At 70.5% G+C, this 26,389-nt stretch carries 25 protein-coding genes; 8 read left to right on the top strand and 17 right to left on the bottom strand.

Translation table 11 applies throughout. The annotated features are described in order from the left end of the window. The first annotated feature begins 53 nt into the window (after positions 1-53). The 5 genes from AB0N03_RS40705 (at position 54) to AB0N03_RS40685 (ending at position 5,496) form a co-directional block, all read left to right on the top strand. A complete protein-coding gene (locus AB0N03_RS40705; protein ID WP_364384094.1) occupies positions 54-1,163 on the top strand; it encodes an acyl-CoA dehydrogenase family protein in 1,110 nt (369 codons plus the stop codon). A gap of 25 nt (positions 1,164-1,188) precedes the next feature. Continuing rightward, the gene (locus tag AB0N03_RS40700) at positions 1,189-2,376 is read left to right on the top strand and encodes an acyl-CoA dehydrogenase family protein (RefSeq protein ID WP_364384091.1); all 1,188 of its coding nucleotides are present in this window, start codon (positions 1,189-1,191) and stop codon (positions 2,374-2,376) included. An 11-nt stretch (positions 2,377-2,387) separates the two neighbouring features. After that, positions 2,388-3,995, top strand: a complete 1,608-nt coding sequence (locus tag AB0N03_RS40695) for an AMP-binding protein (RefSeq protein ID WP_364384221.1) — start codon at positions 2,388-2,390, stop codon at positions 3,993-3,995. Between the two features lie 65 nt (positions 3,996-4,060). Next, positions 4,061-4,468: a GNAT family N-acetyltransferase gene (locus AB0N03_RS40690; protein WP_364384088.1), complete on the top strand. Its 408-nt coding sequence runs from the start codon at positions 4,061-4,063 to the stop codon at positions 4,466-4,468. Between the two features lie 11 nt (positions 4,469-4,479). Further along, on the top strand, positions 4,480-5,496 hold the full coding sequence (locus tag AB0N03_RS40685; RefSeq protein WP_364384085.1) for an alpha/beta hydrolase: 1,017 nt from the start codon (positions 4,480-4,482) through the stop codon (positions 5,494-5,496). Between the two features lie 339 nt (positions 5,497-5,835). Here the strand turns inward: AB0N03_RS40685 and AB0N03_RS40680 are convergent, their stop codons facing one another. The 15 genes from AB0N03_RS40680 to AB0N03_RS40610 form a co-directional block, all read right to left on the bottom strand. Further along, on the bottom strand, positions 5,836-6,729 hold the full coding sequence (locus AB0N03_RS40680) for a fumarylacetoacetate hydrolase family protein (protein WP_364384082.1): 894 nt from the start codon (positions 6,727-6,729) through the stop codon (positions 5,836-5,838). A 503-nt stretch (positions 6,730-7,232) separates the two neighbouring features. Beyond that, positions 7,233-7,730: a 3-isopropylmalate dehydratase gene (locus AB0N03_RS40675; protein WP_364384079.1), complete on the bottom strand. Its 498-nt coding sequence runs from the start codon at positions 7,728-7,730 to the stop codon at positions 7,233-7,235. Next, complete coding sequence (locus AB0N03_RS40670) at positions 7,727-8,992, bottom strand: aconitase family protein (protein ID WP_364384076.1); 1,266 nt, start codon at positions 8,990-8,992, stop codon at positions 7,727-7,729. The genes AB0N03_RS40675 and AB0N03_RS40670 overlap by 4 nt, the downstream gene beginning before the upstream one ends. Then, the gene (locus AB0N03_RS40665) at positions 8,989-10,269 is read right to left on the bottom strand and encodes an aconitase/3-isopropylmalate dehydratase large subunit family protein (protein ID WP_364384073.1); all 1,281 of its coding nucleotides are present in this window, start codon (positions 10,267-10,269) and stop codon (positions 8,989-8,991) included. Before AB0N03_RS40665 ends, AB0N03_RS40670 begins: the two co-directional genes overlap by 4 nt. Continuing rightward, positions 10,266-10,778, bottom strand: coding sequence for a 3-isopropylmalate dehydratase (locus tag AB0N03_RS40660; protein ID WP_364384071.1), 513 nt, complete (start codon positions 10,776-10,778; stop codon positions 10,266-10,268). The genes AB0N03_RS40665 and AB0N03_RS40660 overlap by 4 nt, the downstream gene beginning before the upstream one ends. A 43-nt stretch (positions 10,779-10,821) precedes the next feature. Next, positions 10,822-11,901 carry an ornithine cyclodeaminase family protein gene (locus tag AB0N03_RS40655; RefSeq protein ID WP_364384068.1) on the bottom strand — a complete coding sequence of 360 codons (1,080 nt, stop codon included), beginning with the start codon at positions 11,899-11,901 and terminating at the stop codon, positions 10,822-10,824. Next, complete coding sequence (locus tag AB0N03_RS40650; RefSeq protein ID WP_364384065.1) at positions 11,898-12,944, bottom strand: aminopeptidase P family N-terminal domain-containing protein; 1,047 nt, start codon at positions 12,942-12,944, stop codon at positions 11,898-11,900. Before AB0N03_RS40650 ends, AB0N03_RS40655 begins: the two co-directional genes overlap by 4 nt. Further along, positions 12,941-14,113, bottom strand: coding sequence for a Xaa-Pro peptidase family protein (locus AB0N03_RS40645; protein WP_364384062.1), 1,173 nt, complete (start codon positions 14,111-14,113; stop codon positions 12,941-12,943). The genes AB0N03_RS40650 and AB0N03_RS40645 overlap by 4 nt, the downstream gene beginning before the upstream one ends. 26 nt (positions 14,114-14,139) lie before the next feature. Then, positions 14,140-15,528: an MFS transporter gene (locus AB0N03_RS40640; protein ID WP_364384059.1), complete on the bottom strand. Its 1,389-nt coding sequence runs from the start codon at positions 15,526-15,528 to the stop codon at positions 14,140-14,142. Between the two features lie 71 nt (positions 15,529-15,599). Then, complete coding sequence (locus tag AB0N03_RS40635) at positions 15,600-16,073, bottom strand: MarR family transcriptional regulator (protein WP_364384056.1); 474 nt, start codon at positions 16,071-16,073, stop codon at positions 15,600-15,602. 288 nt (positions 16,074-16,361) lie between these two features. After that, positions 16,362-17,195, bottom strand: a complete 834-nt coding sequence (locus AB0N03_RS40630; RefSeq protein ID WP_364384053.1) for a class II fructose-bisphosphate aldolase — start codon at positions 17,193-17,195, stop codon at positions 16,362-16,364. After that, positions 17,192-18,142, bottom strand: coding sequence for a hexose kinase (locus AB0N03_RS40625; protein WP_364384050.1), 951 nt, complete (start codon positions 18,140-18,142; stop codon positions 17,192-17,194). The genes AB0N03_RS40630 and AB0N03_RS40625 overlap by 4 nt, the downstream gene beginning before the upstream one ends. Beyond that, a complete protein-coding gene (locus AB0N03_RS40620; RefSeq protein ID WP_364384047.1) occupies positions 18,139-19,086 on the bottom strand; it encodes a DMT family transporter in 948 nt (315 codons plus the stop codon). Before AB0N03_RS40620 ends, AB0N03_RS40625 begins: the two co-directional genes overlap by 4 nt. After that, positions 19,083-20,054: a BadF/BadG/BcrA/BcrD ATPase family protein gene (locus tag AB0N03_RS40615; RefSeq protein ID WP_364384044.1), complete on the bottom strand. Its 972-nt coding sequence runs from the start codon at positions 20,052-20,054 to the stop codon at positions 19,083-19,085. Before AB0N03_RS40615 ends, AB0N03_RS40620 begins: the two co-directional genes overlap by 4 nt. Positions 20,055-20,057: 3 nt before the next feature. Further along, complete coding sequence (locus AB0N03_RS40610) at positions 20,058-21,209, bottom strand: SIS domain-containing protein (RefSeq protein ID WP_364384041.1); 1,152 nt, start codon at positions 21,207-21,209, stop codon at positions 20,058-20,060. 194 nt (positions 21,210-21,403) lie between these two features. Between AB0N03_RS40610 and AB0N03_RS40605 the strand changes: the two genes are divergently transcribed. Together AB0N03_RS40605 and AB0N03_RS40600 are read left to right on the top strand one after the other, a co-directional pair. Then, positions 21,404-22,237, top strand: coding sequence for a DeoR/GlpR family DNA-binding transcription regulator (locus AB0N03_RS40605; protein ID WP_364384038.1), 834 nt, complete (start codon positions 21,404-21,406; stop codon positions 22,235-22,237). A gap of 1,062 nt (positions 22,238-23,299) precedes the next feature. Further along, positions 23,300-24,142, top strand: a complete 843-nt coding sequence (locus AB0N03_RS40600; protein ID WP_364384035.1) for a carbohydrate-binding protein — start codon at positions 23,300-23,302, stop codon at positions 24,140-24,142. Positions 24,143-24,311: 169 nt separating this feature from the next. Here AB0N03_RS40600 and AB0N03_RS40595 read toward each other — a convergent pair whose 3' ends face one another. Then, a complete protein-coding gene (locus AB0N03_RS40595) occupies positions 24,312-24,875 on the bottom strand; it encodes a helix-turn-helix domain-containing protein (protein ID WP_364384218.1) in 564 nt (187 codons plus the stop codon). Positions 24,876-24,969: 94 nt separating this feature from the next. Here AB0N03_RS40595 and AB0N03_RS40590 point away from each other — a divergent pair, with 94 nt between their 5' ends. Next, a complete protein-coding gene (locus tag AB0N03_RS40590) occupies positions 24,970-25,950 on the top strand; it encodes an NADP-dependent oxidoreductase (RefSeq protein ID WP_364384032.1) in 981 nt (326 codons plus the stop codon). 139 nt (positions 25,951-26,089) lie between these two features. On the opposite strand, the gene AB0N03_RS40585 is transcribed toward AB0N03_RS40590, so the two are convergent. Then, a partial coding sequence (locus AB0N03_RS40585) for a MerR family transcriptional regulator (RefSeq protein WP_364384029.1) occupies positions 26,090-26,389 on the bottom strand: 300 nt, incomplete at its 5' end.

The following is a 26,389-nucleotide window of genomic DNA, read 5'->3' as shown; positions in this document are numbered from 1 at the left end:
TCGACGCTTGGCTGACTGCCGGGCGTCGACCTTTCGCAGCTCAGGAGAACCCCATGGCTGTCGGCACGCCCGCGCCCGGCCTGTTCGACCTCACCCCGACCGAGGACCAGCGGCTCATCCGGGACACCGCCGCCGAGTTCGCGGCCGAGCAGCTGCGCGATCGCGCGGCCGAAGCCGACGCTCGTGGCGGCGCACCGGACGACCTGGTCGCCAAGTCCGCCGAACTCGGCCTGACCTTGCTCGGCGTGCCCGAGGAGCTCGGCGGCGTCGCCACTGCCCGTTCGACGGTCACCTCGGTGCTGGTCACCGAAGCCCTCGCCACCGGCGACATGGGCCTAGCCGTCGCCTGCCTCGCCTCCGCCGCCGTCAGCACCGCGCTCGCGCTGTGGGGCAGCGGTGACGCCCAGGCCGCCTACCTTCCGCGGTTCGTCGGCGCCGAAGTGCCGGCCGCGGCCCTCGCGATCGCGGAGCCGCACGCCCTGGCCGACCCGTTCGAGCCCCACACGGTGGCCCGGCGCGCGCGAGGCGGGTTCGTCCTCGACGGCACCAAGTCGATGGTCGCCCGGGCGGCGCAGGCCGAGCTGTTCGTGATCGCGGCGTACCTCGAAGGCCGTGGGCCCGCCCTGTTCGTGGTCGAGGCGGACGCGAGTGGCCTGACTGTGACGGCCGATCCCGCGATGGGTGTCCGAGCCGCCGGCCTGGGCCGGGTGGATCTGGCCGATGTCCGCGTGCCCGAGACGGCCCTCCTCGGTGACGCCTACGCGGAATGCGTGCGGCTGTCCCGGCTGGCCTGGTGCGGGCTGGCCGTCGGCACCGCCCAAGCCGTGCTCGACTACGTCATCCCCTACGTCAACGACCGCGTCGCCTTCGGCGAGCCGATCAGCCACCGCCAAGGCGTCGCGTTCACCGTCGCCGACATCGCCATCGAGCTGGAGGCTATGCGGCTGGCCACCTACCGCGCGGCCGCCCGCGCCGACGCGGGCCTGCCGTTCGCCCGGGAGGCCGCACTGGCCCACCGGTTGTGCGCGGACAAGGGCATGGGCATCGGCAGCGACGGCGTGCAGCTGCTCGGTGGCCACGGCTACGTCCGGGAGCACCCGGTCGAACGCTGGTACCGCGACCTGCGCGCGGTCGGCGTCGCCACCGGCGGCGTGCTCGTCTGAACCCTCGGTACCCAAGGAGCAGCACATGATCACCCTCGAGGTGTCGGACAAGCTGGCCACTGTGGTCAGCCAGGCCCATCGCGCCGCAGCCGAGATCCTCCGGCCCGGCTCCCGCCGCAACGACCGCGCCGAACACACCCGGCCGCCGGAACTCGACGTGCTCGGCACGCTCGCCGGCCACCTGAGCGCGATCGGCCCGGGCGGCGGCCCGAAACCCGCGAGCAAGGCGGAGAACCGCAACGGCAGCAACCTCACCAGCGTGCTCGGCATCATGGAGATGTGCTGGGGGGACGCGGCGCTGCTGCTGTCGCTGCCGCGCCTGGGCCTCGGCAACGCCGCGATCGCCTCGGTCGCGAACGAGGAGCAGGCGAAGCGCTTCGCCGGCAAGTGGGCGGCGATGGCGATCACCGAGCCGGACTGCGGCTCGGACTCGGCCGCGATCCGCACCACGGCCGTCCTCGACGGCGACGAGTACGTCCTCGACGGCGAGAAGATCTTCGTCACCTCCGGCGAGCGCGCCGACGTGGTCGTGGTGTGGGCGACGCTGGACAAATCGAAGGGCCGGGCCGCGATCAAGTCGTTCGTCGTCGAGAAGGGCACGCCGGGGTTCGAGCTGGTGCGCCTGGAGCACAAGCTCGGCATCCGGGCTTCCGACACCGCGCACTTTCGCCTGGAGAACGTCCGGGTGCCCCGGGAGAACCTGCTCGGCGACCCGGACATCGACGTCCGGCTCGGGTTCGCCGGCGTCATGCAGACCTTCGACAACACCCGCCCGCTGGTCGCGGCCATGGCCGTCGGCGTGGCCCGGGCGGCGCTGGACGAGACCCGCCGGCTGCTCGCCGAGGCGGGACTGACCATCGACTACGACCGCGCGGGCCCGCGTCAGCCCGCGGCCGTCGCGGCCTTCATCGAGCTGGAAGCCGACTACGAGGCTTCCTACCTGCTGACCCTGGAAGCCGCGTGGATGGCCGACAACGCCCGGCCGAACTCCCTGCACGCGTCGATGGCCAAGGCCAAGGCCGGCCGCTGCGCCACCGACATCACCCTGCGCTGCGTCGAGCTCGTCGGCAGCCTCGGGTACTCGGAAAGCTCGCTGCTCGAGAAGTGGGCTCGGGACGCGAAGATCATGGACATCTTCGAAGGCACGCAACAGATCCAGCAGCTCATCGTGGCGCGTCGGCTGCTCGGGAAGTCCTCGGCGGAACTCAAGTGAGCACCGGGGCGATGGAGTCGTACGCCCGGGGACCCGACAGCCCGGCGCTGCTGGACGAGACCATCGGCGCGAACTTCGAACGCACGGTCGCCGTCCACGGCGAACGCGAAGCCCTCGTCGAGTGCGCAACCGGCCGGCGGTGGACCTACACCGAACTCAACACCGACATCGACGCGCTCGCCCGCGCGCTGATGGCCGTCGGCATCGAGGAGGGTGACCGCGTGGGGATCTGGGCGCCGAACTGCGCGGAGTGGACGATCACGCAGTTCGCCACGGCGAAGATCGGCGCGATCCTGGTCAACGTCAACCCGGCCTACCGCACGCACGAGCTGTCCTACGCCCTCGACCAGTCGGGCGTCTCGCTGCTGATCTCGGCGAGCGGGTTCAAGACGAGCGACTACCGCGCGATGATCGAGGAGGTCCGTCCCGGCACCGTCGTCTACCTCGACACCGGCGACTGGCAGCAGCTGCTCGACCGCGCAACGGGCGAGGAGGACCTGGCGGGCCGGATGGCGGCCCTGTCGCCGGACGACCCGATCAACATCCAATACACGTCCGGCACCACGGGGTTCCCCAAGGGCGCCACGCTGAGCCACCGCAACGTCCTGAACAACGGCTTCTTCGTCACCGAGACGATCGGCTTCACCCCCGAAGACCGGCTCGCCATCCCCGTGCCCTTCTACCACTGCTTCGGCATGGTGATGGCCAACCTCGGCTGCACCACCCACGGTGCCGCCATGATCATCCCGGGTCCCGCGTTCGACCCCGCCGCCACGCTGCGCGCGGTCCAAGACGAGCGGTGCACCGCCCTCTACGGCGTGCCGACGATGTTCATCGCCATGCAGGCCCTGCCCGGGTTCGCGGAGTACGAGTTGCGCCGCCTGCGGACCGGGATCATGGCCGGGGCGCCGTGCCCCGTCGAGGTGATGAAGCGGTGCGTCACCGAGATGCACCTGGCGGAGGTCTCCATCGCGTACGGCATGACCGAGACGTCGCCGGTGTCGTGCCAGACCCTCGCCGGCGACGACCTCGACCGCCGGACCGCCACGATCGGCCGCGTCCACCCGCACGTCGAGATCAAGATCGCCGACCCGGAGACGGGGGAGACGGTCGACCGCGGAACGCCGGGGGAGTTCTGCACCCGCGGCTACTCGGTGATGCTCGGATACTGGAACGACCCCGAGCGCACCGCCGAGGCCATCGACGACGACGGCTGGATGCACACGGGCGACCTCGCGGTCATGCGCGAAGACGGCTACGCGCTGATCGTCGGCCGCATCAAGGACATGGTCATCCGCGGCGGCGAGAACATCCACCCGCGCGAGATCGAAGAGTTCCTCCACCGCCACCCCGACATCGAAGACGTCCAGGTCGTCGGCGTGCCTGATGAGCGGTACGGCGAAGAGCTCTGCGCGTGCGTCAAGGTCCGCGACGGAGCTGCTCCGCTGGACGCGGACGCGATCCGCGCCTTCGCGACGGGCAAACTCGCGCACTACAAGATCCCGCGGTACGTCCGCACAGTGACGGAGTTCCCGGTCACCGTCACCGGAAAGATCCGCAAGGTCGAGATGCGCGTGGAGTCCGCGAAGGCACTAGGGCTGCCCGTGCCGGCCGGCTGACGGTGTCCACAGTGGAGGCGCGTGGGATCGTCGTCCGGCCGCCGCGGTCGGGAGACCATGATGCGGTGGGCAGTTTCCTGACCGGCTTGTCCCTGACGAGCCGGTACCACCGGTTCTTCTCCGGCATCAGGCAGATCACCCCGGGCATGGTCGAGGCCATGACCTCCGCGCAACTGGTGCTGCTCGCGCTCGACGGGGAAACCGTGGTCGGCCACGTGATGGCCGTCCTCGCCGACGACCGGGCGGCCGACATCGGCGTCGTCGTCGCCGAGGCGTACCGGCGCCGGGGTGTCGGCCGGAGGCTGGTGAGCGACCTGTCCACGGCATTGACGGCGCCCGGCCCGGCTCGGGTGCGCTGCGACGTGCTCCGCGACAACAAGCTCGTCCTCGACTGGCTGGGGAGGCTCCTCGCCGACGGCCGATTCGAGTGTGACGGCGAGACCGTCACCGTCCACGGAACCCTCACCACGTAGAAGGAGATTCGATGCTCAACCGGAGGCAGTTCGCCCGGGCCTTCGCCGCCACCGCGACGGCCGCGTCACTGGCCGCCTGTTCGACCCGGTCGGCTCCGCCGGCCGACGATCTCCGGGCCGGCTCGGGGAAGAACACGTCGCTCGGCCCGGTCAAGCAGGTCGAGGCAGGTGTGCTGAACGTCGGCTACGCCGAGTGGGGACCGGCGGACGGCAAGCCGGTGATCCTCGTCCACGGGTGGCCGTACGACCCCCACAGCTACGTCGACGTCGGCCCGTTGCTGGCGGCGGCCGGTTACCGCGTCATCGCCCCCTACTTGAGGGGGCACGGCCCGACGACCTTCCTGGCGAAGGACACCGTCCGCAATGGACAGCAGGCCGCGGTGGCGCTGGACGTCATCGCGCTGATGGACGCTCTGAAGATCGATCAGGCGGTGCTCGGCGGGTTCGACTGGGGCGTGCGGACCGTCGACGTCATCGCCGCGCTGTGGCCGGAACGGGTCAAGGCGATGGTGGCCGTCAGCGGGTACGGCATCAACGACCTCGAGGCCAACCGGCGGCCGCTGCCCCCGGCCGCCGAGTACGGCTGGTGGTACCAGTACTACTTCGCCACCGAGCGCGGCGCCCTGGGCTACGACCGGTACCGCCACGACTTCAACAAGCTGATCTGGAAGAACGTCTCACCGAAGTGGGACTTCGACGACGCCACCTACGAACGCACCGCGGAGTCCTTCACCAACCCGGACCACGTCGCGATCGTCGTCCACAACTACCGGTGGCGGCAGAGCCTCGCTCCGGGCGAGCCGCAGTATGACGTCTACGAGCAGAAGCTGGCGGCCGCGCCCACGATCGGGGTCCCGACGATCACGATCGGCAGCGACTTCGACGGCACCGCCGCGGACGGCAAGGCCTATCGGGCCAAGTTCACCGGGAAGTACGAGCACCGGATCTTCGCGGGGATCGGGCACAACGTTCCTCAGGAAGCTCCTGAGCCGTTCGCCAAGGCCATTGTGGACGTCGACCGGTTCTGACGACTGACGGCGCACTTGGCCGGCCACGGTCCGGGACTGAGCCCTCGTCGCCGCGGACAGCGACTGAACTGTCCGGGACGTGGAGAAGAGCGGCGTCCGGGAACGCCTCGCGGGCCGGTCACCGACCGTCGCTGGACGTGAAGCCGGCAACTCGACGTAGGCGCCAGCCGCGTTCGCGGGCATGATGGTGAGGCGCGAGACCTACGTCCTCGACCTGTGTGACGAGATCCTGAGTGAGCCCGTGCAGCGCTAGGCCCACTTCGGCTGGCCGCTAATGGCCGCCGTCGGGCCTGGTGGTCGAATATCGGACCCGCAGCACGCCCGCGTTGACGCTGACGGTCAGTGGTCCGAACCGGGCTGTCGGGCCGCGAGCCTCCGACGCACCTCCTCCGCGCCCAACACCACGGGGGAGCGCAGTGAGCCGACCTCGTCGATCTCGATCTCGACGACGTCTCCCGGTCGCAGGCCGAGATCGAGCCCCGGTACGACGGAGGTGCCCGTCGAGAGCACGGCGCCGTCGGGGAAGTCGTTGTCCCGCCACAGGTACCCGACCAGTTCGGCCGGTTCGCGGTTGAGCTGAGCGGTGCTGGCCGCGCCGGCGAAGACCTCGTGACCGTCGCGCAGGATGCGCATGCGGAGGCCCAGCGACAGCGGGTCCGGCACTTCCCAAGCGGGCCGCACCCGCGCCGACACCGCGCACGAACCGGTGTAGATCTTGGCCTGCGGGAGGTACAACGGGTTCTCGCCTTCGATGCTGCGGGAGCTGACGTCGTCGACGACCACGTACCCGGCGATCTCGCCAGCGTCGGTCAGCAGCAGGCCGAGTTCCGGCTCCGGCACGTTGTTGGCGGAATCGGTGCGGATGGCGATCGGCTCGCCGTCGGTGACCACGCGCCACGCGGGCGACTTGAAGAACAACTCCGGCCGCTTCGCGCGGTACACCCGCGCGTAGACGTCCTCGTCGGCGCTCTCCTCACGGCGGGCCTCCTCGGACCGCAGGTAGGTCACCCCGGCGGCCCACACCTCCATGCGTCCGTCCAGCGGCGGCAGCAGGCGTGTCCCGGTTGTGGAGACGGGTTCCCCGGCGGTCTCGGCCAGTTCGCGGATCTCCGTCGCGGGGCGGCGCAGCAGGTCGCTCATCGACGCGACCGCGAGTGGCCGCAGCTCACCATCGGTGAGCAGGCCGATTCGGGTGTTGCCGGCTTCGTCGGCGAAACGCACCAGGTGGCTCATCCCGGACCTCCTCGTTCAGTGACACTGAACAGCGCTTGGTGTCGAACCTACGGAGTGGGGAGCGTGGCGGTCAACGAGTTGTCGAACAGCCGCCATCGGCACCCTGATCTCCAGCAAGGTCCAGCCGGACCCTGCTGATCGGTGTCGAGATCCTGTCCAAGCCGGGGATTCTCGTCGAAGCCGAGGTCACCGCGGTGGTCGGCTGATGAACGTGATGCCGGGGGTACCGGAGACCGGTGATCACTTGCCATGCTGCGCACTCTGCGGGTCGCCGGCCACTGGCTATCTGGACAGGTGACACCTGAATCTCGCCACGTTCGGGCGCGTCGGGGTGCCCGGGAGGGGCACCCGGGTTACCGGATTGTCGTGGCCGGCCCGGAACCGATGGCCGATGCCGGCCTGTTGCGCGTCGACGGCGCCGCCAGGCTCCGCGGCGCGGGCCCGGCGAAGCCCCTGGCGGGCGAAAGTCTCGACCCGTCAGGGGTTCTCGGTCGCCGTCCGTCCTACTGGAACACCTCTGGCCGGCTCTTCGCGAAGCTGATCAGACCTCCGGCGTCGAGCATGTCGACGAGGAACGGGTCGGCGGCGGCACCACGCACCGTGACACTCGTGGTGAGGTTGGTGAATTCGCCCGCCGCGAGGTCGACCCGCACGCGGTCGCCGTCGGCCGCGAGGTCGGGGTTGAGCCCGATCTCCAGTGCGGGCAACCCGATCTCGAAGCAGTTGCGGTAGAAAGTCCGCGCGAACGTCTCCGCGACCACGCAGCCGATCCCCGTCGCCTGCAGGGCCTTGGTGGCGATCGCGCGGCCCGAGGACTGCCCGAAGTGCTTGCCGGCGAACACGATGTCACCGGCTCGCACCTTCTTCGGGAACTCCGGGTTGAGGTCCTCCAGCACGTGCTGCACGAGCACGTCCATGGGTTCGAACACGTACTGCGTCTTCACGAGCCGGTCGGTCGGGATGTTGTCCCCGAACCGCCAGCAACGGCCTTCGAACTTCACGAGTTCCCCCCTGACCGGACGTCGTGGCCGGCGATGACCCCGGCGACGGCCGACGCGGCGACGGTCTCCGACGACGCCAGGTACATCGACGCGTCGGGGCTGCCGTTGCGCCCCGGGAAGTTGCGGGCGTGCGTCGAGATCATCGCCTCGTCCGCCGCCAGCGCGCCCATGTTGTAGGCCTGGTTCGAGCCCGTGCTCGGCGGGAACCACGTCGCCCCGGCCTCGTGCAGCGCGAGCACCAGCCCTTCCCGGGCCGCTTCGGCGAACACCTCGCGGCTGGAGGGCACGAGGTGGAACCGCACGTCCGGGTGCACCCGGCGCCCGGACAGCACCCCGGCCGCCGCGCGGAAGTCCTCGAGCCGGCCCCCGCCGTGGCCACCCAGCTCCGCGTACTGGATCGGGGTACCCGCGACCTCGGTCACCGGCTTGACATTGCCCACCGTCGGCGGGCACGCGACCTGCGGGACCACCTCCGCGACGTCGAAGCGCAGCACCTGAGCCGCTTCCTCGCCGTCGCCGCGCACCAGCAGGTCCGGCCCGGTACCGGGCAGTGTCCGCACGAACGCCTCGGTCACCTCGTCCGGTTCGACGAAACTGCACTTGGCGCCGAGGTCCACACACAGCAGCGGGAACAGCCACCGGTCCCAGAAGGACAGTCCGCGCACGTACGGCCCGCCGAATTCCACGGCTCGGTAGTTCAGCTCACCTTCGCCGATGCGGCCGACGAGCCACAGCGCGACGTCGCGCGGCGTGACGCCAGGCGTGGGCGTGCCTTCCAGGCGGACCCGCGTCGTCTCGGGCACCTTGAACCACGTTTTCCCGTACGGCAGCACGGTTCCGGCGTGCGAGTCGTTGCCCAAGGCCACGGCGAGGGCGCCCAGCGTGCCGTGCACGGGCGTGTGGCTGTCGGAGCCGACCACGATCATGCCGGGCTTGATGTGCCCGTTGCGGACGGCCGCGTGGTGCAGGTTGCCGTTGCCGCAATCGTAAAGCGTGAGGCCGTGCTTGCGGGCCCATTCCCGGTTGTGCCGCAGCACGTCGGCCTGCTGCTCGGTGGGCGGGGCGAAGTGGTGGTCGAACACCATCACCGCCCGCTCGGGGTCGGGAATGGGCGTGTTCACGCGCTTCTCGAACACCTGCGACGTGAGGTAGCCGGACAGGTCGTGCATGATCAGCCGATCGACCTTCGCGACCACGATCTCGCCCGGTTCCACCGATTCCTGGCCGCTGGCGCGGGCGAGGACCTTCTCGACGAGGTTCACGCGAGGACCGCCGTCGCCATGATCTCGCGCGGGTCGGTGATGACCCCGCGGATCGCCGAGGCCGCGGCCGTCGCCGGGCTCGAAAGGAAGATCTTCGAGTCGTAGCTGCCCATGCGGCCCTGGAAGTTGCGGTTGGCGGTCGAGAGCGTGGTTTCCCCGTCGGCCATCGCGCCGCCGCTGCCCGCGCACGCGCCGCAGCCCGGGTTGGTGATCATCGCGCCGGCCTGGATGAGCTTCGTGAGCACACCGCTGTCCGACGCCTGCGCCATGATCTTCGCCGACGCCGGTGTCACGATGAGCCGGAGGCCGGGTGCGACGCGGTGGCCGGCCAGCACGTCGGCCGCGATCACGAGGTCGTCGTACTTGGCGTTGGCGCACGAGCCGATGAACACCTGGTCGAGCTTGGTGCCGGCGACGTCGCCGACGCCGACGACGTTGTCGACCGTGTGCGGCACCGCGATCTGCGGTGCGAGCGCCGGTCCGGCGAGGTCGACGGTGGCCCGGTAGGTCGCGTCCTCGTCCGGCGGGAGGACGTCCAGCTCGGCCCGCGGCACACCGGCCTCGTCGAGGTAGGCGAGCGTGGTGTCGTCCGGGGCCACGAAGGCGTTCTTCGCGCCCATCTCCATCGCCAGGTTGCAGAACGTCATGCGCTCCGACACGGACATGCCCTCGACGTAGGAGCCGGAGAACTCGACCGAGTCGTAGGTGAGCCCGTCGGCGCCGAGGTCGCCGATGAGCTTGAGCATCACGTCCTTGGCGTAGACGCCGGGGGCGAGGGCGCCGTCGATGACCACGCGAACCGACTCGGGCACCTTGACCCACAGCTTGCCGGTGACCCACGCGGCGGTGATCTCGCTGAAGCCGACCCCGGTGCCGAACGCGCCCAGCGCGCCGTAGATCGTGGAGTGCGAGTCGGTGCCGATGATGAACTGGCCGGGCCGCACCAGTCCGTGCTCCATCAGCACGATGTGCGCGATGCCGCTGTTGACGTCGAAGAAGTTCTTCACGCCCAGCTTCTTCGCGAACTCCCGGCACAACGCGTGGTCCGCGGCCGTCTTCGCGTTCATGGCGGGGGAGAGGTGGTCCATCACCATCGCCACGCGGTTCACGTCGTAGAGCTGCTCGACGCCCATCTTCTCGAGCGTCCGGATGCACCGCCAGCTCGCGGTGTGGCTCATGTACAGGTCCGGGTACGCGTCGACGATCTGCCCGGGCGCGAGGTCCGCGACCCCGGAAGCGCGTTCGATCGCCTTCTGCGCGAAGGTCTTTCCGGTCACTTCTTCCCTCCTGCCGTGGAACTCGCCATCAGGTGCGGGATCAGGCCGCCGTCGGCCATGATCTCCCGCAGCACCGCGGGGTACGGACTGAACGGGAAGGTCTGCCCGCCCGTCTCGACCGTGCCCGCGTCGTAGTCGACCCACATCTGGCCGCCGTCCGCGGCCGCTGCCGCCGCGGCGGGCGACTCGACCGCGACGAGCCCGGTGTTGATCGCGTTGCGGAAGAACACGCGGGAGAAGGAGGCCGCGACGACCGCCTTGATCCCGGCGCCGATCAGGCACGTGGCCGCCTGCTCCCGCGCGCTGCCACAGCCGAAGTTGCGGCCGGCGACGACGACGTCGCTGGCGCGCAGCCGTTGTTGCGTTTCCGGCCCCAGCGGCTCGAAGGCGTGCTCGGCGAGTTCCGCCGGGTCGATGCTCACGAGGTAGCGGCCGGGGATGATGACGTCGGTGTTCACGTTTTCGCCGAAGGTGATGACCTTGCCCCCGACACGATGTTCACTGCCCATGGATGCGTCTCCGCTCGAAGTTCCGGTGGTGTCTCGCGCCGGGTCAGGGGCTGGTCTCCTCCAGGAACCAGTCGGTCGGCACGGTGTGCCCCAGGTTGCGTTCCTCCGCCAGCGCGAGCGCCCGCGCGCACACGGCCGCGAACTGCACGCCCATGCCGGTGTTGTTCGCGAACACGGTGATGTCGTCGGGACTCATGCGGCCGGGCGTGTCACCCAGCAGCAGGTCGCCCAGCTCGCGGATGTCGTCCCACGCCTTCAGGCCGCGCTCGACCGGGCCGAGGATGTCGTACTGCTTGTCGTGGTGGACCTGTTCCCGCGAGAGCACGGTGATGCGGGCCGCGCGGTCGAAGGTGGTGTCGTCGAGCTCGCGCCGGGTGGCCGTGCCGTCGGGCGAGGTGATCGCGGTGACGTGCGTGCCGGGCTCGAGCCAGTCGCCGTCGAAGCAGGCCTCCATGGCCGCGGTGGCGCACGTGACGATGTGGCAGCCGGACACCGCGTCGCGCCGTTCGCCGACGGCCACGATCTTGCGGCCCGTCCGCTCGCTCCACACCCGCGCGAACTCCTCGCGGTGCTCGGCCGTGGGGCTGTAGACGCGGACCTCTTCGATGCCGGGGCGCACCATCAGCAGGCACTCCAGGTGCGCCTCGGCCTGCCAGCCGGAGCCGAACATGCCGGCGACGGTCGCGTCCGGGTTGGCGAGCTCCCGGATGCCGAGCGCGGAGGTGGCACCCACGCGCATCTTCTGGATGAAGCTGTCGTGCATGATGGCGAGTGGTTCGAGGGTGGTCAGGCTGTAGAGCGTGACGAGCCCGACGTACCGGCCGCCGGGTGCGGCCGGGATGAGCCGTCGCCGCTGCACGCCGCTGGGCAGCGTTTCGACACCCGCGATGTCGGAGGTGATCCGCAGCGCCCACACGCCGCTGGAGACGGTGCCGCCTTCCTGCGACTTGAACCGGAAGCGGAAGCCGGGGTGGCGGCTGTCCTCGACCGGGAAGTAGGTGTGGTTGCGCGGCCGGTTGGCGCCCCGGCCGGACGAGAGTTCCCGGTACGCGGTCTCCAGCGCGTCGAGTGTTTCGCCGGCGGTGAGCACCTGCTCGATGTCGCTGTTGGAAAGGATTCTCACCGGTGTGCTCCTGTCAGGTGTTCGGGTTCGCCTTCGGTGACGCGGACGGTCTCGGCCACGGCCGCGTGGCCGCCGTCGGCGAACGCGACCTCCACGGACACCGCGCCCACTTCGCCGTCGGCCAGCACGGTGGCGGGGTCCTGGGCGCGGAACTCGCCGCCGGTGGACAGGTCGGCCTGGTTGACCCAGCGGACCTCGGCCTTCGCGCCGTCCGGCAACTTCGCCAGGCCAGGTACGGCGGCTTCGTTGAGGGCGCCGACGGTGGCACCGGCCTCGGCCGCGGCGATCGCCTTCGCGAGGGCTTCCTCGAGTGCGCCGGGCCAGCCGTCGCCGTCGCCGAGCACGCGGCTGGAGTGCACCCAGTTCATGCGGTACTGGCCGGTGACGCCGAACGACGTCACACCGTCTGAAGTGGACAGTGAGGTCGGGTACAGGTCGAGGAAACCGTCGCCGCGCAACGCACGTTCCACGGTCTCGACGCGGCTGCCCGCGGTATTGCCCTCGACGGTCGCCTTCGCCGCGGCGTCGTCCAGGATCCGGCCCGCCGCGCGCAGCAGCTCGGTCTCGGCCGGCGACGGCACCAGCCGCTGTTCGCGCACCAGCCCACCGAAGCGGCGGACCTCCCAGCCGGGCACCGCGGTGACGATCTCGTCGGCCACGTCGGCGGGCCACAGCGCGGCGTCGACCAAGCCCACTGTGCCGTTCTTCTTGCCCCGCAGGTACTTCGCGATCAGGTCGGCGAAGTTCTTGCCGCCGCTGAACTCGGTGACCGTCGACGAGGCCTTCATCCAGTTCTGCACGCGCAGCGAGAGCTTCGTCAGGAACGTGACAGGCCCCTCGGCGGGGATCGCCAGCACTCCCTCGTTCCAGTAGAGGCACAGGTTGGTCAGGTAGGCGAGGTCGTCGGAGCGCGACACGTCGGCGTAGACGAGGGCGACGTCGATGCCCTTGGCGGCCATGGCGCGCTGCAGCGTGGAGACGCGCTCGTGCCATTCCCGGTCCGGGATCTCCGCGGGATCGAGTACGTGCAAACCTCGTTTCACGCCAGGTCTCCTGTCTCGAACAGCTTGCGTTCGGTCGTGATCAGCACTTCGCAGCCGTCGGCGGTCACGCGCACCGGGTCGCCGAGCACGTGGTAGCCGGCCAGCGGCGTGTAGGTGTTGGGGTGGATGATGAAGACGGAGTTCTCGGGCAGCACCGTGTGGTTGCCCTCGATGATCGGCGTCTCGTCGAGGTGCAGGCCGTGGCCGTGGCCGCGCACTCGGGTGTACTGGCTCGAGCAGTACTCGCCGTAGCCGTACTTGCGGAACACGTCGTTCTGCGCCACCGCGACCTCGTGCGCCGTGATCCCGGGCCGTACCACCGAGATGCCGGCTTCGACGGCTTCGTCGAACAGGTCGAACGACTTGCGCTGCCCGTCGTCGGCCTTGCCCACCACGGCGGAGCGGCAGATCTGCAGCCAGTAGCCGTCCATCTTGGGGGTCAGCTCGGTGCGCACCATGTCGCCGGCTTCCAGCAGGCGGTCGCCCGGCGGGGTCATGCCGCGGACCTCGTCGCGCCCCGAGGCGATGAGCATGAAGTTGTCCTCGGCGCCGAGGTTCTTCAGCCGCGCCTCGACCTCGGCGACGATCCGGTATTCCGGCAGCCCCGGCTCGAGCACGTCCACGAACGCTTCCCAGCCGGCCGCGCACACCACGGCGCTGCGGCGCATGCGGGCCAGCTCCCATTCGCTCTTCACGAGCCTTGCGTTGTCGAGCAGTGCCGTCGCGGAGCCGACTTCGGCGCCCGGTGCGGCGGCGCGGATCGTCTCCATGAGCACGAGCGGCACGAGCTCGTGGTGGGCGATCCCGATGCGCCGCGGCGCCAGGTCCTCGAGAACCGACGCGAGGTCCGCCGGGTTCGCCGGGTCGAGGCGCCGGGCTTCGCCGACCCAGCCCTGCGCGGTGAATGCCGTGAGGTCCGACGGCCGGGTCGAGAACGCGACCGCCTCGCCCTCGGCCGGGAACACGACGAGCGCGGCGCTGCCGGCGGGGGTCACGTCGGTGAAGTAGCGGATGTTCTCCCGCCGCCAGGCCGGCCCGTAGGCGAGCACGACGTCGACGCCCTGCTCGGCCATCGCGTCGCGGATCTTGCGGTGCCGCAGCCGAAGCTCCGCGCGATCCTCGGGGGACAGGCCCGCTCCGGCGGGTGCCGGGGCGTGGTCGATCGTCATCGTTCCTCCACGGTGTGGTGGGTGGGTCAGGAGCGGGCCATCGCCGGGTCGGTCGTCGCCCGCGACCCGGTGATCTCCTGGGTGATCTGCTCGACGGTGCGGCCCCGGGTCTCGAAGGTCGCCACCAGCGCGGCGATCCCCGCGAGGACCGAGATGACCCCGAAGAGCAGGAAGAACAGGAACTGTGAGGTGTGCATGGCCAGCACGAACCCGACCAGCACCGGCATGACGAGGCCGCCGACCTTCTGCCACGCCGCGGCCCAGCCGAGCCCGGTCGCGCGGCTCGCGGTCGGGTAGAGCTCACTGGCGTAGGCGAAGAGCGTGCTGCCGGCCAGGCCGCTGCCGAAGAACGTCGCCAGCGAGCCGAGCAGGATCACCGCGCCGGTGGCGGACGTCGTGCCCCAGGCCAGGCAGAACAGTCCACTGAGGACGAACCCGCCGCCGAGCACCACCCGGCGGCCGATCCGGTTGATCAGCTGCCCGGCGAGGAGCGCGCCGACCACGCCGGCCGTGGTGATGATCGCCGTGTAGCCGAAGCTCTTCAGCAGGCTCACGCCCTGACCCTCGAGGACCGAAGGCAGCCAGCTCGAAAGCCCGTAGAGGAACGCCCCGGCGCAGACCTCCATGAACCAGATGGCGATGGTGTAGCGCAGATAGTGCCGGGCGACGAGCGTGCGCACGCTGCCGTGGGTTACGGGTGTCTCGTGGTACTCCGTGGGTACGGTCTTGCCGGCGCTGCGGCAGAGGACCTCGACGATCGCCCTCGCGTCGTCGAAGCGGCCGCGGCGCAGCAGGTAACGCACCGACTCCGGCAGCGTGGCCACCATGAAGACCCCGACGAGCACCGGCACGGTGGCGATCACGAACATCGCCCGCCAGCCGAACGCCGGGACCACGGCGGTGCCGACCGCGGCCGCCGTCGGCAGGCCGATCAGCCAGGCGGCGGTAGCCGCGGTGACGAGCGGTCCGCGGTGACGGGACGGCACGAACTCCGCGATGTAGGGCAGCACCACGGCGATCTCCGCGCCGAGCCCGATCCCCTGCAGAGCCCGGAAGGTGACCAGTGCGCCGAAGCTGGACGCGAACACCGCGGCCAGCGAGAAGACCGCGTAAACCATGAGGGTGATGGCCAGCGGCACCTTCCGGCCGTACCGGTCGGACACGGTGCCCGCGACGGCGGCGCCCACGAGCATGCCGGCGAACAGTGCGGAGGAGAACACTCCCGCCGACGCGCTGGTGAGGTGGAACGACTTGATGACACCCGGCAGGATCACGCCGGTCAGGTTGATGACGAACCCGCACAGGAAGTGTCCCAAGAGGACGGTGACGTAGATCCTGAGGTGCCGTGGGGTGAACGCCGACTCGTCGAGCCGGCCGAGCAGTGAGGGGGACGACGTGGCGGGGGACGGGGGCATGGCGGGCCACCTCCTTGTGGCTGGGAACCCGGTGTTGTGCGCTCTGCGGACCCCCCCTGGGTCTTGGCCGGCTACCGGTCGTCGAGGTTGCCCTGGACGCCGTGGTAGAGGTGGGCGAGGGTGGGCAGGAGCTGTTCGCGGACCTCAGGAGTGAGGCCCGCGGTGAGTTCGGCGGTGAACTTGTCGAGCGCGCGCCGCGCGGCGTCGCGTGCGTCGACTCCTCTGGTGGTCAGGTCCAGCTGCATGGTGCGACGGCTCGTCGCCGACGGACGGCGGGACAGGAATCCCTGGTTGACCAGCTTGTCGACGCTTTCGGACATGGTCGACGGGTTGCGGTGCGCGAGCTTGCACAGCGCGGTGAGCGACGTGTGCCCGGCCCCGACCCGCGACAGGATCCGGTACTGCCGGATGGTGAGCGGCTGCTCGAGGCCCGCCAGCAGTTCCGTCTGGAGCCGGGTGAGCCGCCCGCCCAGGGCGAGGAGGACCTCGCCGAGAGTGGCGTCCGGCCCCGGCTCGTCGAAAGTCGCGGTGTCGCGAGCGGACATTTAGGCCCCCGTATGTTCCGGTACCCGAAGTGTTAACGAGGCCGACTATACGTCCGGGGTGAGCTCGCTGGGAAGAGGCGATTTCGCGACCGGGTTGCTCGCTCCGCGCGGCGCCTTCGGCGCAGGGGTAGGCAGGTGACCGGCTGCGAGGGGCATCAGGGCGGGCGCTGCCGGGCTGGCCGACTCCGGGGATTCCCCAGCCCGGCTGCCCGAAGCTGCCGTTGGGCGTCGCGACGAGGACTGACTGCCGGGCCACGTGGCGTGGCCCGCGACGCCACGTGGTGGAGGTCAGGCTCCGGCCAGGAGCTCCAAGAGCCGGGCGACCTCGTCGCGCATCCGGTCGCGTCCGGGGGAGAGGTAGCGGCGTGGGTCGGTCAGGCTCTGCCGCTCGGCGAGCGTCGCGCGGACCGCGCCGGTCAGGACCTGGTTGAGCCGGGTGCCGACGTTGACCTTGCGGATGCCGCGCTCGACCGCGCGCCGGACGCCGTCGTCGGGGACTCCGGACGAGCCGTGCAGGACCAGCGGCACGGGCACGGCGCCGGCGAGCCGGCTGATCAACTCGTCGTCCAGCACCGCGTCGCGGCCGGCCATCGCGTGCGACGACCCGACGGCCACCGCGAGGGAGTCGACGCCGGTCGCGGCGACGAACGCGGCCGCTTCGGCCGGGGCGGTCCGGACGCCCGGTGCGTGCGCACCGTCCTTGCCGCCGATCTCACCGAGCTCGGCCTCCACCCAGCACTCCGCGGCGTGGCACCGGTCGGTGACCGCCCGGGTCCGCGTCACGTTCTCCGTGTAGGCCGAACTCGCCGCGTCGAACATGATCGACCGGATGCCCAGTGCGAGACCCTGGTCGACCAGGGCTTCGTCCTCGATGTGGTCGAGGTGCACCAGGACCGGCACCGTGGCGGTGCTCGCCATGCTCAGGCACGCCGCGCCGAACGGGTCGAGTGAGCCGTGGTAGCGGACGGCGTTCTGGGAGATCTGCAGGATGACGGGGAGACCGGCCTGCTCGGCGCCCGCCACGATGGCCTCCGCGTGCTCGAGGAGGATCGCGTTGAACGCCCCCACCGCGCCGCCCTCCTCGCGCAGACCGGCGAAGATGTCCTTGGCGTCGGTGTTCACGCGGTCTCCTTCACGGTGAGCGCACCGAGCCAGCCGGCTCGTGCTTCGAGATCGACTTCGCCCGCGACGGGGCGCAGGACAGCGGCGGCCGACGTCGCGACGACGTCGGCCAGCGCGGCCGGCCAGTCCATTCCGGACACATCGCCGGCGGCCGCCAGGTGGCGGGCGAGCGCGGCGGCGGCCGCGTCGCCGGCACCGGTGGGGTTGCCGACGACCCGCTCGACCGGCCGGACACCGAACTCGTGGTCGGCGGTCACCGCGATCACGCCCTCTTCGCCGAGTGTGGCGACCACGGCGGCGGCGCCGTCCCGGACCAGCTGCCGACCGGCCGCGACGATCTCGCCGGATTGGTGAAGGCGCTTTCCGGCCAGCTCGGACAGCTCGTCGCGGTTGGGCACGAGCACAGTTCGGGCCGTCGCCGCGGCGCGCAGGGCGGCACCGGAGACGTCGGCTATCACCGGGACGCCGGCTTGGGCGCAGAGCACCGCCAGCCGGGCGGGTACCTCGTCGCCGAGCCCGGGCGGCACGCTCCCGGAGATGACCACTGCCCCCGCACCGGCCGCCAGCTCGGCGCGAAAGGCCGCCACGACCTCGTCCCGGACTCCGGCCGCCACGGCCGGGCCGCGCTCCTGCAAGCTCGTCGTGACTCCGTTGTCCTCCACCACCGCCACGGTCCGGCGGACCGCGTCCAGCGCCGGGATCAGGTGGTGGGGGAGACCGAGCCGGTCGAGGCCGGCCCGGAACTCGTCCGGCTCCGCTCGTCCGGTCAACGCGAGGACCAGGCTGTCGCTGCCCAGGTGCCGGGCCACCGCGGCGACGTTCACGCCCTTGCCGCCGGCGCGGCTGCGCACGTTCGCCACGCGGACGGTCTCGCCGACCGCCAGCCCGGCCACCCGGTAGGTGACGTCGATCGCGGGGTTGAGGGTGACGGTGAGGATCGTGGTCACGACGCGGCTTCCCGCCGATCGGCCGGGGCTGCTTCGGGTAGCTGCGCGGCCGGCTCGTCGCCGCTTTTCTCCGTGCTGTAGACCATGAGCGACGAGCCCACGAGGGCGAGCACGATGCCGGCGACCTGGAAACCGGTCGGCAGGGTCCGGAAGACGATCAGCGAGAGCACGATGGTCAGCACCGGCGCCAGCGCGTTGGTGACCGGCGCGACGATCGTGGCCTTGCCACGGCTCATGGCCATCACGAGGAACAGCGCGCCCACGGCGTTGAGCAGCTGCGTGATCGCGGTCAAAGCGGGAGCCTGCCACGGGAACGACAGGGGGAGGCCGCCCATCATGATGAGGGCGACCGGGATCAGCAGGAGCCCGCTGACGGTCATCCAGCCGAAGGTCGTCGCGTCGTTGACCCCGACGACGGCGGCTTTGCGCATGAAGTACGCCTGTACGCCCCAGGCGATGCAGACCAGGATCGCGAGCCACAGGTAGGTCCCGCTGGTCTCCTGCGAGTCGCCGGAAGACACCGAGAACAGGACGATGGCGACCAAGGCGAGGCCGACGCCGATCCAGCTCAGCGCGGTGAGCCGTTCACGCAGGGCCGCGAAGGCCATCAAGACGGTGATCGCCGGGGAGAGCGCCACGATCGGGAAGATGATGTAGGCCGGCCCGATGGTGAGCGCCTTGAACAGCACCAGCTGCCCGCCGGCGCCGGTCAGGCCGATCAGCAGGCCGTAGGCCGCGGCGATGGGGCGGCGGTCGATCTTCTGCCCGCGCAGGGAGAAGTACGCGGGGATGAGCATGGTGATCGACCAGATGACGTAGACCATCGGGTCGGGGTAGCCGTAGCGGGAGGTGGGCAGGCTGGAGAACGCGCCCCAGACACCCCAGAACAGGACCAGCAAGCCGGCGTAGGGAATCCAGGTGGCGCGGCGCTTCGATGCGCTCATGACAACCCCTCCAAGGTGGGGACGGCGGAAATCCGGTCGAGCGGGATGGGGCGCCCCGCCAGCCGGGCGGCGTAGACCGCCGCACCGACGTGCGGAGGCAGCAAGGGCTCTCGCAGTTCGTAGCCGTGGCTGCCGTGCTGGAGCGCTTCGCGGAAGGCACCCAGGAGGTGGGCCGAGCCGAACATGCCGCCGGAGTAGGAGACCGGCACGGTCTGGTCCGGCTCGAACCCCAGCGCGGCGGCACCGGCTTCGACGTGGAGGGCGAGCTCCCGCCCGGCGCGTCCGAGGATGACGGCCGCGGTGGGGTCGCCCGCCTCCGCGGCGCGGGTGACGACCTTGCTGAGGTCCGCGATCCGCCCGCGGTCCCCGTGCCACCGGTTCATGACGATGTCGATGGCGTCGAGGTCGGTGGTCACCCCGAGCGTCCGGCGCATCTCTTCGGCCAGCGCGCTCGCCGGCTGGCGCCCGTCGCTCATCCGGGAGAACGCGCCGAGACCTTGGACCGCCACCCAGTAGCCGGAACCTTCGTCGCCGAACAGCTCGCTCCAGCCGCCGGCTCGCCACTGCCGTCCGCGGTGTTCCCCGTAGGCGATGGACCCGGTGCCCGCGACGACGTTGATCCCGTCCGCGCCACCGAGGGAGGCCGCCCAGCCGCAGATCATGTCGTTGCCGCACGCGTAACCGACTTCGCCCAGGATCCGGCGGGGGAGCGCGTCGAGCACCGGCACGTCGGCGGAAATCTCGCCGTAGCAAGGAATGCCGAAGAAGGCGTAGGAGAGGTCGGCGACGTCGATGCCCGCGGTGGCGCACACCTCGCCGATTCCCTGACGCAGCAACGGCTCGACGATGCCGATGCCCTGCTGCAGGTAGTAGATGCCGGCCGTGCCGGCTTCCGCGGCGACCCGGCCCCGCGCGTCGACCAGGCAGAAGGCGGTTTTCGTGCCGCCGCCGTCCACACCGAGGAACATGGCTCAGCCCTCCGCCGGGTTCGGGAACTCGTGGATGACGACCCCTCGGACCACGCGGTTGACTTCACCGCCGGGAAACGGGTTGTCGGGGGTCAGGCCCTGGGCGAGCGAGCACGCCAGGGCGATCGACTGCGCCGGGATGGCCGCCACGATGGCCCGTAGTGCATCGGGCAGGTGCGTGGTCCCCGGGATCGGCCACTCACCGGCGCCGGCGGGAGCGTCGGAGCCGATGACCAGCACTCGCTCGCGCCCCAGGGACTCCACGAGCTCGCGCGTGATGTCGTCGTCGTAGCGGCGGGTGTACGGATCGCCGGACGGGAAGATGATCGCGACGGTCCGTTCGTCGAGGACCGACTTGGGGCCGTGCCGGAAGCCCAGCGGGGTGTCGGCGACCGCCACGACCGCGCCGGCGGTGAGTTCGAGGCACTTCAGCGCGGCCTCGCGGGCCAGTCCCTTGAAGGCGCCGGCACCGAGGTAGACCAGCCGGGCCGGATCGGCGGCGGCGACCGCTTCCGCCCGGCTCGCCGCGGTGACCAGGACGGCGGACGCCGCCCGGGCCGCGCCTTCCACGTCGACCTCGAGGCCCAGGGCGAGCAGGGCGGCCAAGGTCATCCCGGTGAACGACGACGTCATGGCGAAGCCGCGGTCGTTCAGCTGGTCGGGAAGCGTCACCACGACGGCGTTCTTGGCGTCGGCCCAGCGGCGGGCGAGAGCGCCGGCGGGGTTGCAGGTGATGACGATGTGGTGCAGCGCGGGAGTGAGCCGCTGCAGCAGCTCGGCCGCGGCGATCGACTCGGGACTGTCGCCGCTGCGGGCGAACGACACCAGCAGCACCGGCCGGTCGTCGACGACCACGGAGTGCGGGTCGGCGACGATGTCCGTCGTCGCGACCGGTTCGATCGGCCGGCCGAGGTGCCGGGCGAGGTCGGGAGCCACGACTTCCCCGATGTAGGCCGAGGTCCCCGCGCCGGTCAGGACGACCCGGGTCCGCGGATCGACGAGCGCGTCGCCGAGCAGGCGGTCGATGTCGGCCCGCACGGCGGCGACGGTCCGCGCCACCGCGGGCCACGTGCCGGGTTGCTGCCGGATCTCACCGGCGGTGCGGCTTTCGTCCGGCTGCTTCTGGTGCCCCGGCTGCTTTTGGTGCACTGACACCCACATCACCTTTCGGGTCGTGGCCGGTTCGGCCGGCTCCGCCAAGCGGTCCGCTCTTGGTACGTCGTGCCGCGTCCGGTGGGCAAGAGTTGCCGCGCAAACGAGCATCGCGGATGTTCGTTTGCCGCGTTACTGCCGGTGAGTTGTCGGAACGATGCGTGAAAATGCTCGAAAGTGTCGTATAGTGTGCAATTATGAGCCTTGTCGATGTGCGGCCCCGAGCGCGTGCGTCCCGGTCCGAACGGATGGCGGAGATGGTGCGCGAACTGGGCGAAACGGGCCGCCTGCGCGTCGGTGAGCTCGCGCGCCGGTTCGGCGTCTCCGAGGCCACGCTGCGACGGGACCTGACCGCGTTGGAGGAGCAGCGGCTGCTGACCCGGACCCACGGCGGCGCGCTGGCCCAGGGGATGGCGTACGAGCTGCCGGTCCGGTACCGGGAAGGCCGGTCGAGGGACGCGAAACGGGCGATCGCCCGGCAGGCGGTGCGCAGGCTGCCGGTGGGGCCGCACGTGATCGCGCTGACCGGCGGTACGACCACGGGCGAGCTGGCGAAGGAGCTGCCCGACCGCGCGGATCTCACAGTGGTGACCAACGCGCTGAACACGGCCATGGAGATCGTGCTGCGGCCCCGGGTGAAGCTCGTCGTCGTCGGCGGCGTCTCCCGTCCGCGGTCCTACGAGCTCGTCGGCCCGTGGGCGGAGCAGGTGCTGGCGTCGATCAACATCGGCACGGCCTTCATCGGGGTCGACGGCATCGACGCGGCGGGCGGCATCACCACCCACGACGAAAACGAGGCGAGAACGAACCGCGCGATGCTCGGCCGCGCGCAACGGGTGGTCGTCATCGCGGACGGCAGCAAGCTCGGCAAGCGAACGCTGGCGCGGATCGGTGACATCACCGAGGTCGACGAGCTGATCACGGATTCATCGGCCGACGCGGGCAGCGTGGCGGCGATCCGGGCGGTGGGAGTGAAGGTGACGGTCGTCGACGTGCCCGCGCAAGGGGAGAGCAGCCGATCGATCGCGTGAGACGGACGGCGCCGCCTGCACACGGATCGAGCCGACCTGGCTCGGCTTTCGGGCAGGTCGTGGTGGAAGGGGAGCGCACTTCGTATCCACCGTGATCACCGACGCCGACTGCGGAAACCCCTCCGGCCGCTCCGGAAGCCGACGTAGCGGCCGTCGTGTTCGGCGCGCCTGACCGTGAACGCGCCGGTGCCGGCGAGCTCGGTCCATGCCGATGGATCGTCCGGTCCTGCGCCGGGTTTCGCGGCAGAGACAGGAATCAGACAGGTTGGGGCGAAAGTCTAGACCACGGGGTAGGCCCTTCTCACACTGGTGGGTGAATATCTCCCTGTCCCCGGAGGTGCTACCCAGAATGCGTCGAAAGATTGCTTCCGTGGTGGGTGGCGCAGTACTGCCGGCGCTCGCCACCTCGGTTCCGCCTTGACCTCTTCGGGCCGGGGCAGGTGTTTCCCCGGTCCGGCTCGTGGTCGGCGATAGCGACTCCGCGGTGACGACGTCGCAGTCAGAAAGCGCTTCCACCGCACGGCAAACTCGGCGTCGGGGTGGAAGTCGGGTCGGCGGCGCGTTCCTCGACGACGGCGGCGGGAACCGTGGGCGCGACCACTGCTCCATCAACGGCGGGCTCCTTCGCCGGATTCTCCTTCCCGGCCAACGACTACTCACCTGTCCGCATCCTCAACGGCTGATGGTTCACTGACCTCTTGCCGGGCTGGGGCACCATCGGCGACCCGCTCGCGCACGGGTCGAGCGTGGCCGTGGCCGGCAGTAGATCTGCCGCTCGGATTCGACCACGCATTCGCACTGTGGTAACGAAAAGTCTCTCGACGAGACCGTCGACTGCGCCCGGGGCGCGGTGCATCAGCTGATCCACACCTCGGTGTGCGCCGAGCCCGGCACCTCCGGCGGGGACACCTGGTTCCAGCCGGTCAACGAGATTCCGCAGAAGTACTGCCTGCAGCTGGTCACCTCCTGATCCGCGTGCGGGGCCACCGGCCCCGTGCGCCCTTCGCGCGCGTCGTCGCCGGCCCGGAGCCTGAGCGATGCGCTTTCAGACAAGGAGTTCTGATGCGAAAATCCCTCATCGCGCTCTCCGCCGCGGTATTCCTCAGCGTACCGGCCACCTCGATCGCGGCACCGGCTCCGATGACAGCGGAGGGCACCGCCGTGGTCGGTGCCCTCGACGGCACCACTGAGGTCGCCGCCGCCGACCGGTTCCGGGAGATCCGGACCGGGCAAGCCGGCCACCGCACCCAGGCCACCAGCATCCATGACGACTGGGGCGTGTACACCGGTGGCAGCGCGGTCACCGGGCAGGACGCCATCCAGTCGGCCTACAACGACCTCACCGTCTCCGGCGACACCCTCTACGCCCCGACGATGAAGGCCCCACGGTCCTGCGTGGAGTTGGTGACCGCCTACAACAATGGGGCCAAGCAAGTCTGGGCCTGGGACTGGTGCGTCGGCGTGAACGTGGCCAGGTCGGTCAACATCGACTCTGCTTTCCGCGCCAACTACGTGACTTCGGTCAACGGCCACGACTCCTACCATGGCAAGGTGGAGCAGACCGACGCGGGCAGGAACACGTGGACCGCGTCGCTGTTCAACTATCGCGCCAACCGATGGGACACGCTCTACACTCAGTCCGGCACCGACCAGTCCCGGGACAACCGCAGCTGGAACATCTTCGAGGTCTACGCCAGCGGTAACACCACCGCGACCTACTGCACCGCGCTGGGCACCCGAAACGTCGAGAGCAGCAGCTACCGGATCAAGCTGAACGGTTCTTGGCAGGCCGCGAGCACCGGCAACACCTCGGTGCTCTCCAATTCCTCCACCGCGAACTTCCTGTGTCCGAACCTGTCTCGCACCGTGGTGCACGCCAACGACCAGTGGCAGGTCCACCGCTGACCGTCCACTGTCGACCTTCGCCGGGGTGAGGCGGACCGATGAAGGTGCCCTCCGGTGAACTGAGACCAGTGGAGCACGGCCGGCGCGGAGAGGAAGATCAACAGGAAGGTCCAGTCATCGAGGCGTAGTCCGAGGACGTGGTCGACACGCAGGGCTCCGGCCCGGCGGTTCAAGGCCGCTCAGTCGTGGCGATGGGCCGGAGGCCGTCCAGCAGCACGTCCAGCAGGCGACCGGCTTTGGCTGCCTGCTCGGGCAGGGGAGCCACGGTGAAGATGCCGATGAGATTGGCCGCGATGTCTTCGGCGCTGACGTCGGAGCGGAGGTCTCCTGCCGCGCTGCCGGCGGCGAGGATCGTGGTGATGGCCGCCAGCAGTTCGGTACGGGTCTGGGCATGGGCGATCTCGCCTGACTCGACCATGGCGAGCAGCGTGTCGAGCATGCCGTTCTTGGTCGCGATCCAGTCTCCGAACAAGTCTGTCCAGCGCCGCATCGCCGCGGCCGGGGGCAGCCGGTCGAGCAGCTCGTGGGCACCGGCCGTCAGCCGCGCGACCTGGTCTCGGTAGACCGCGTCGACCAGCGACTCGCGGGTCGGGAAGTGCCGGTAGAGCGTGGCGATGCCGACTCCGGCTTCGCGGGCGATCGCCCGCATCGACGGCTCGGCGTCCGCCGCCGCGAACATGCGGGTCGCCACCGTGAGCAGCTGGTCGCGGTTGCGGGTCGCGTCCGCGCGCATCGGCACCTCGGTCAAAACGGATCACGCTCCGGTTGTGCTAGGGTCGTCTGCAGAAACGGAGCATAGTCCGTTTCGGCGCGTCCGGAGGAGACTCATGCGGGAACACGGGAGCAGGGCCGTCCGGCTCGAGGCGTTCGGCGGCCCGGAAGTGCTCGACGTCCAGGAGGTCCGCGCGCCGCAGGCCGGCTCGGGACAGATCCGGGTGCGGGTCACTGCGGCCGGCCTGAATCCGATGGACTGGATCATGACCGCCGACGCGGACACTGCGGCCCGGTTCGGCCTGAGCCTGCCGGCGGGGTTCGGGACCGACTACGCGGGAGTGGTCGACCAGGTCGGCGACGGCGTTTCCGGCTTCGCACCCGGCGACCGGGTGTTCGGGGGCGCGCTGTCCCGCGCGGTCGCCGACTTCGTGGTGGTCGATGCAGCTGGGGCGATTGCGGCGAACGAGGCTCAACACACCCCCGACGGCGTCGACGACCGCACCGCCGCCACCCTCGCGATCGCCGGTCGCACGGCATCCGCCGCCCTCGCCGTGGTCGGCCCCGGCCCGGGCGACATCGTGCTGATCGGCGGCGCGGCGGGCGGGGTCGGGGTGTTCGCCGTCCAGCTGGCCCGGATCGCCGGAGCGCGCGTGATCGGGACGGGATCGGCCGCATCGTCGGATTTCCTGCGCGATCTCGGAGCCGAGCCGGTCGCTTACGGCGAGGGCCTGGCCGACCGAGTCCGGGGCCTCGCTCCCGGCGGTGTCACCGCCGCCATCGACTTGCACGGGACGGAGACAGTGCAGGTGGCGAGGGAACTCGGCGTTCCGGACGGTCGCATCGGTACGATCGCCGCGCAGGTCGACGGCGTGTCGACGGCCAACGGCGCGAACGCCGCTCCGGGTGCCCTCGAGGAGATCGCTCGCCTTGTGGCGGCAGGTCGGCTCCGGGTGCCGATCGCGGCAAGCTTCCCGGTCGAGCAGATCCGGCGCGCGGCCGAGCTGCAGGCGGGCCGGCACGTGCACGGCAAGGTCGTGATCGATCTTCGGATCAGGGCCGCCGCGCCGATGAAGGCGATGTCGTCGGTCCGGTGAGGCGGGGTTGACCTCCCGCTCATCGAGCCAAGCCCTTCTCGTTGAGGGCGATCGCCGACGCTCGGCGTCCTGACGTAGAAGTCAAGATGCTGCGATCGAGGTGTGCCACCTGCGGGGCCTCGGCGGCACACCTCGTGGCTCAGCCGGCGGCGGGTTGGGGCCGGGTGTTCTGTCGTTGGGCTTGGTGGAGCTGGTCTTCGAGGGTGATGATGCGGCACGCGGCGTCGATGGCCGTGCCCTCGTCGACGAGGTGCCGTACGCGCGCGGCGATGCGCAGTTGGTGACGGGAGTAGCGGCGATGCCCGCCGGGGGAGCGCTGTGGCTCGATCAGGCCGGCTTCGTCGAGGCTGCGCAGGAAGTTCTGGGTAGTGCCGAGCATTTCCGCGGCCCGCCCCATGGTGTAGCCGGGGTAGTGCTCGTCGTCGAACTTGCCGGCCGT

Source organism: Amycolatopsis sp. NPDC051061 (assembly GCF_040682935.1).
GTDB lineage: Bacteria > Actinomycetota > Actinomycetes > Mycobacteriales > Pseudonocardiaceae > Amycolatopsis.
Note: the sequence above shows the minus strand (reverse complement) of the source record. Positions and strands in the feature narration are given on the sequence as shown.

Bases quoted from the DNA above. Each gene is read 5' to 3' on its own strand.
- AB0N03_RS40660 (WP_364384071.1), bottom strand. From the start codon at position 10,778: ATGGGCAGTGAACATCGTGTCGGGGGCAAGGTCATCACCTTCGGCGAA.
- AB0N03_RS40620 (WP_364384047.1), bottom strand. From the start codon at position 19,086: ATGAGCGCATCGAAGCGCCGCGCCACCTGGATTCCCTACGCCGGCTTG.
- AB0N03_RS40705 (WP_364384094.1), top strand. From the start codon at position 54: ATGGCTGTCGGCACGCCCGCGCCCGGCCTGTTCGACCTCACCCCGACC.
- AB0N03_RS40615 (WP_364384044.1), bottom strand. From the start codon at position 20,054: ATGTTCCTCGGTGTGGACGGCGGCGGCACGAAAACCGCCTTCTGCCTG.
- AB0N03_RS40680 (WP_364384082.1), bottom strand. From the start codon at position 6,729: ATGAGCCACCTGGTGCGTTTCGCCGACGAAGCCGGCAACACCCGAATC.
- AB0N03_RS40605 (WP_364384038.1), top strand. From the start codon at position 21,404: ATGAGCCTTGTCGATGTGCGGCCCCGAGCGCGTGCGTCCCGGTCCGAA.
- AB0N03_RS40695 (WP_364384221.1), top strand. From the start codon at position 2,388: ATGGAGTCGTACGCCCGGGGACCCGACAGCCCGGCGCTGCTGGACGAG.
- AB0N03_RS40640 (WP_364384059.1), bottom strand. From the start codon at position 15,528: ATGCCCCCGTCCCCCGCCACGTCGTCCCCCTCACTGCTCGGCCGGCTC.
- AB0N03_RS40595 (WP_364384218.1), bottom strand. From the start codon at position 24,875: ATGCGCGCGGACGCGACCCGCAACCGCGACCAGCTGCTCACGGTGGCG.
- AB0N03_RS40600 (WP_364384035.1), top strand. From the start codon at position 23,300: ATGCGAAAATCCCTCATCGCGCTCTCCGCCGCGGTATTCCTCAGCGTA.
- AB0N03_RS40700 (WP_364384091.1), top strand. From the start codon at position 1,189: ATGATCACCCTCGAGGTGTCGGACAAGCTGGCCACTGTGGTCAGCCAG.
- AB0N03_RS40685 (WP_364384085.1), top strand. From the start codon at position 4,480: ATGCTCAACCGGAGGCAGTTCGCCCGGGCCTTCGCCGCCACCGCGACG.
- AB0N03_RS40645 (WP_364384062.1), bottom strand. From the start codon at position 14,113: ATGACGATCGACCACGCCCCGGCACCCGCCGGAGCGGGCCTGTCCCCC.
- AB0N03_RS40635 (WP_364384056.1), bottom strand. From the start codon at position 16,073: ATGTCCGCTCGCGACACCGCGACTTTCGACGAGCCGGGGCCGGACGCC.
- AB0N03_RS40590 (WP_364384032.1), top strand. From the start codon at position 24,970: ATGCGGGAACACGGGAGCAGGGCCGTCCGGCTCGAGGCGTTCGGCGGC.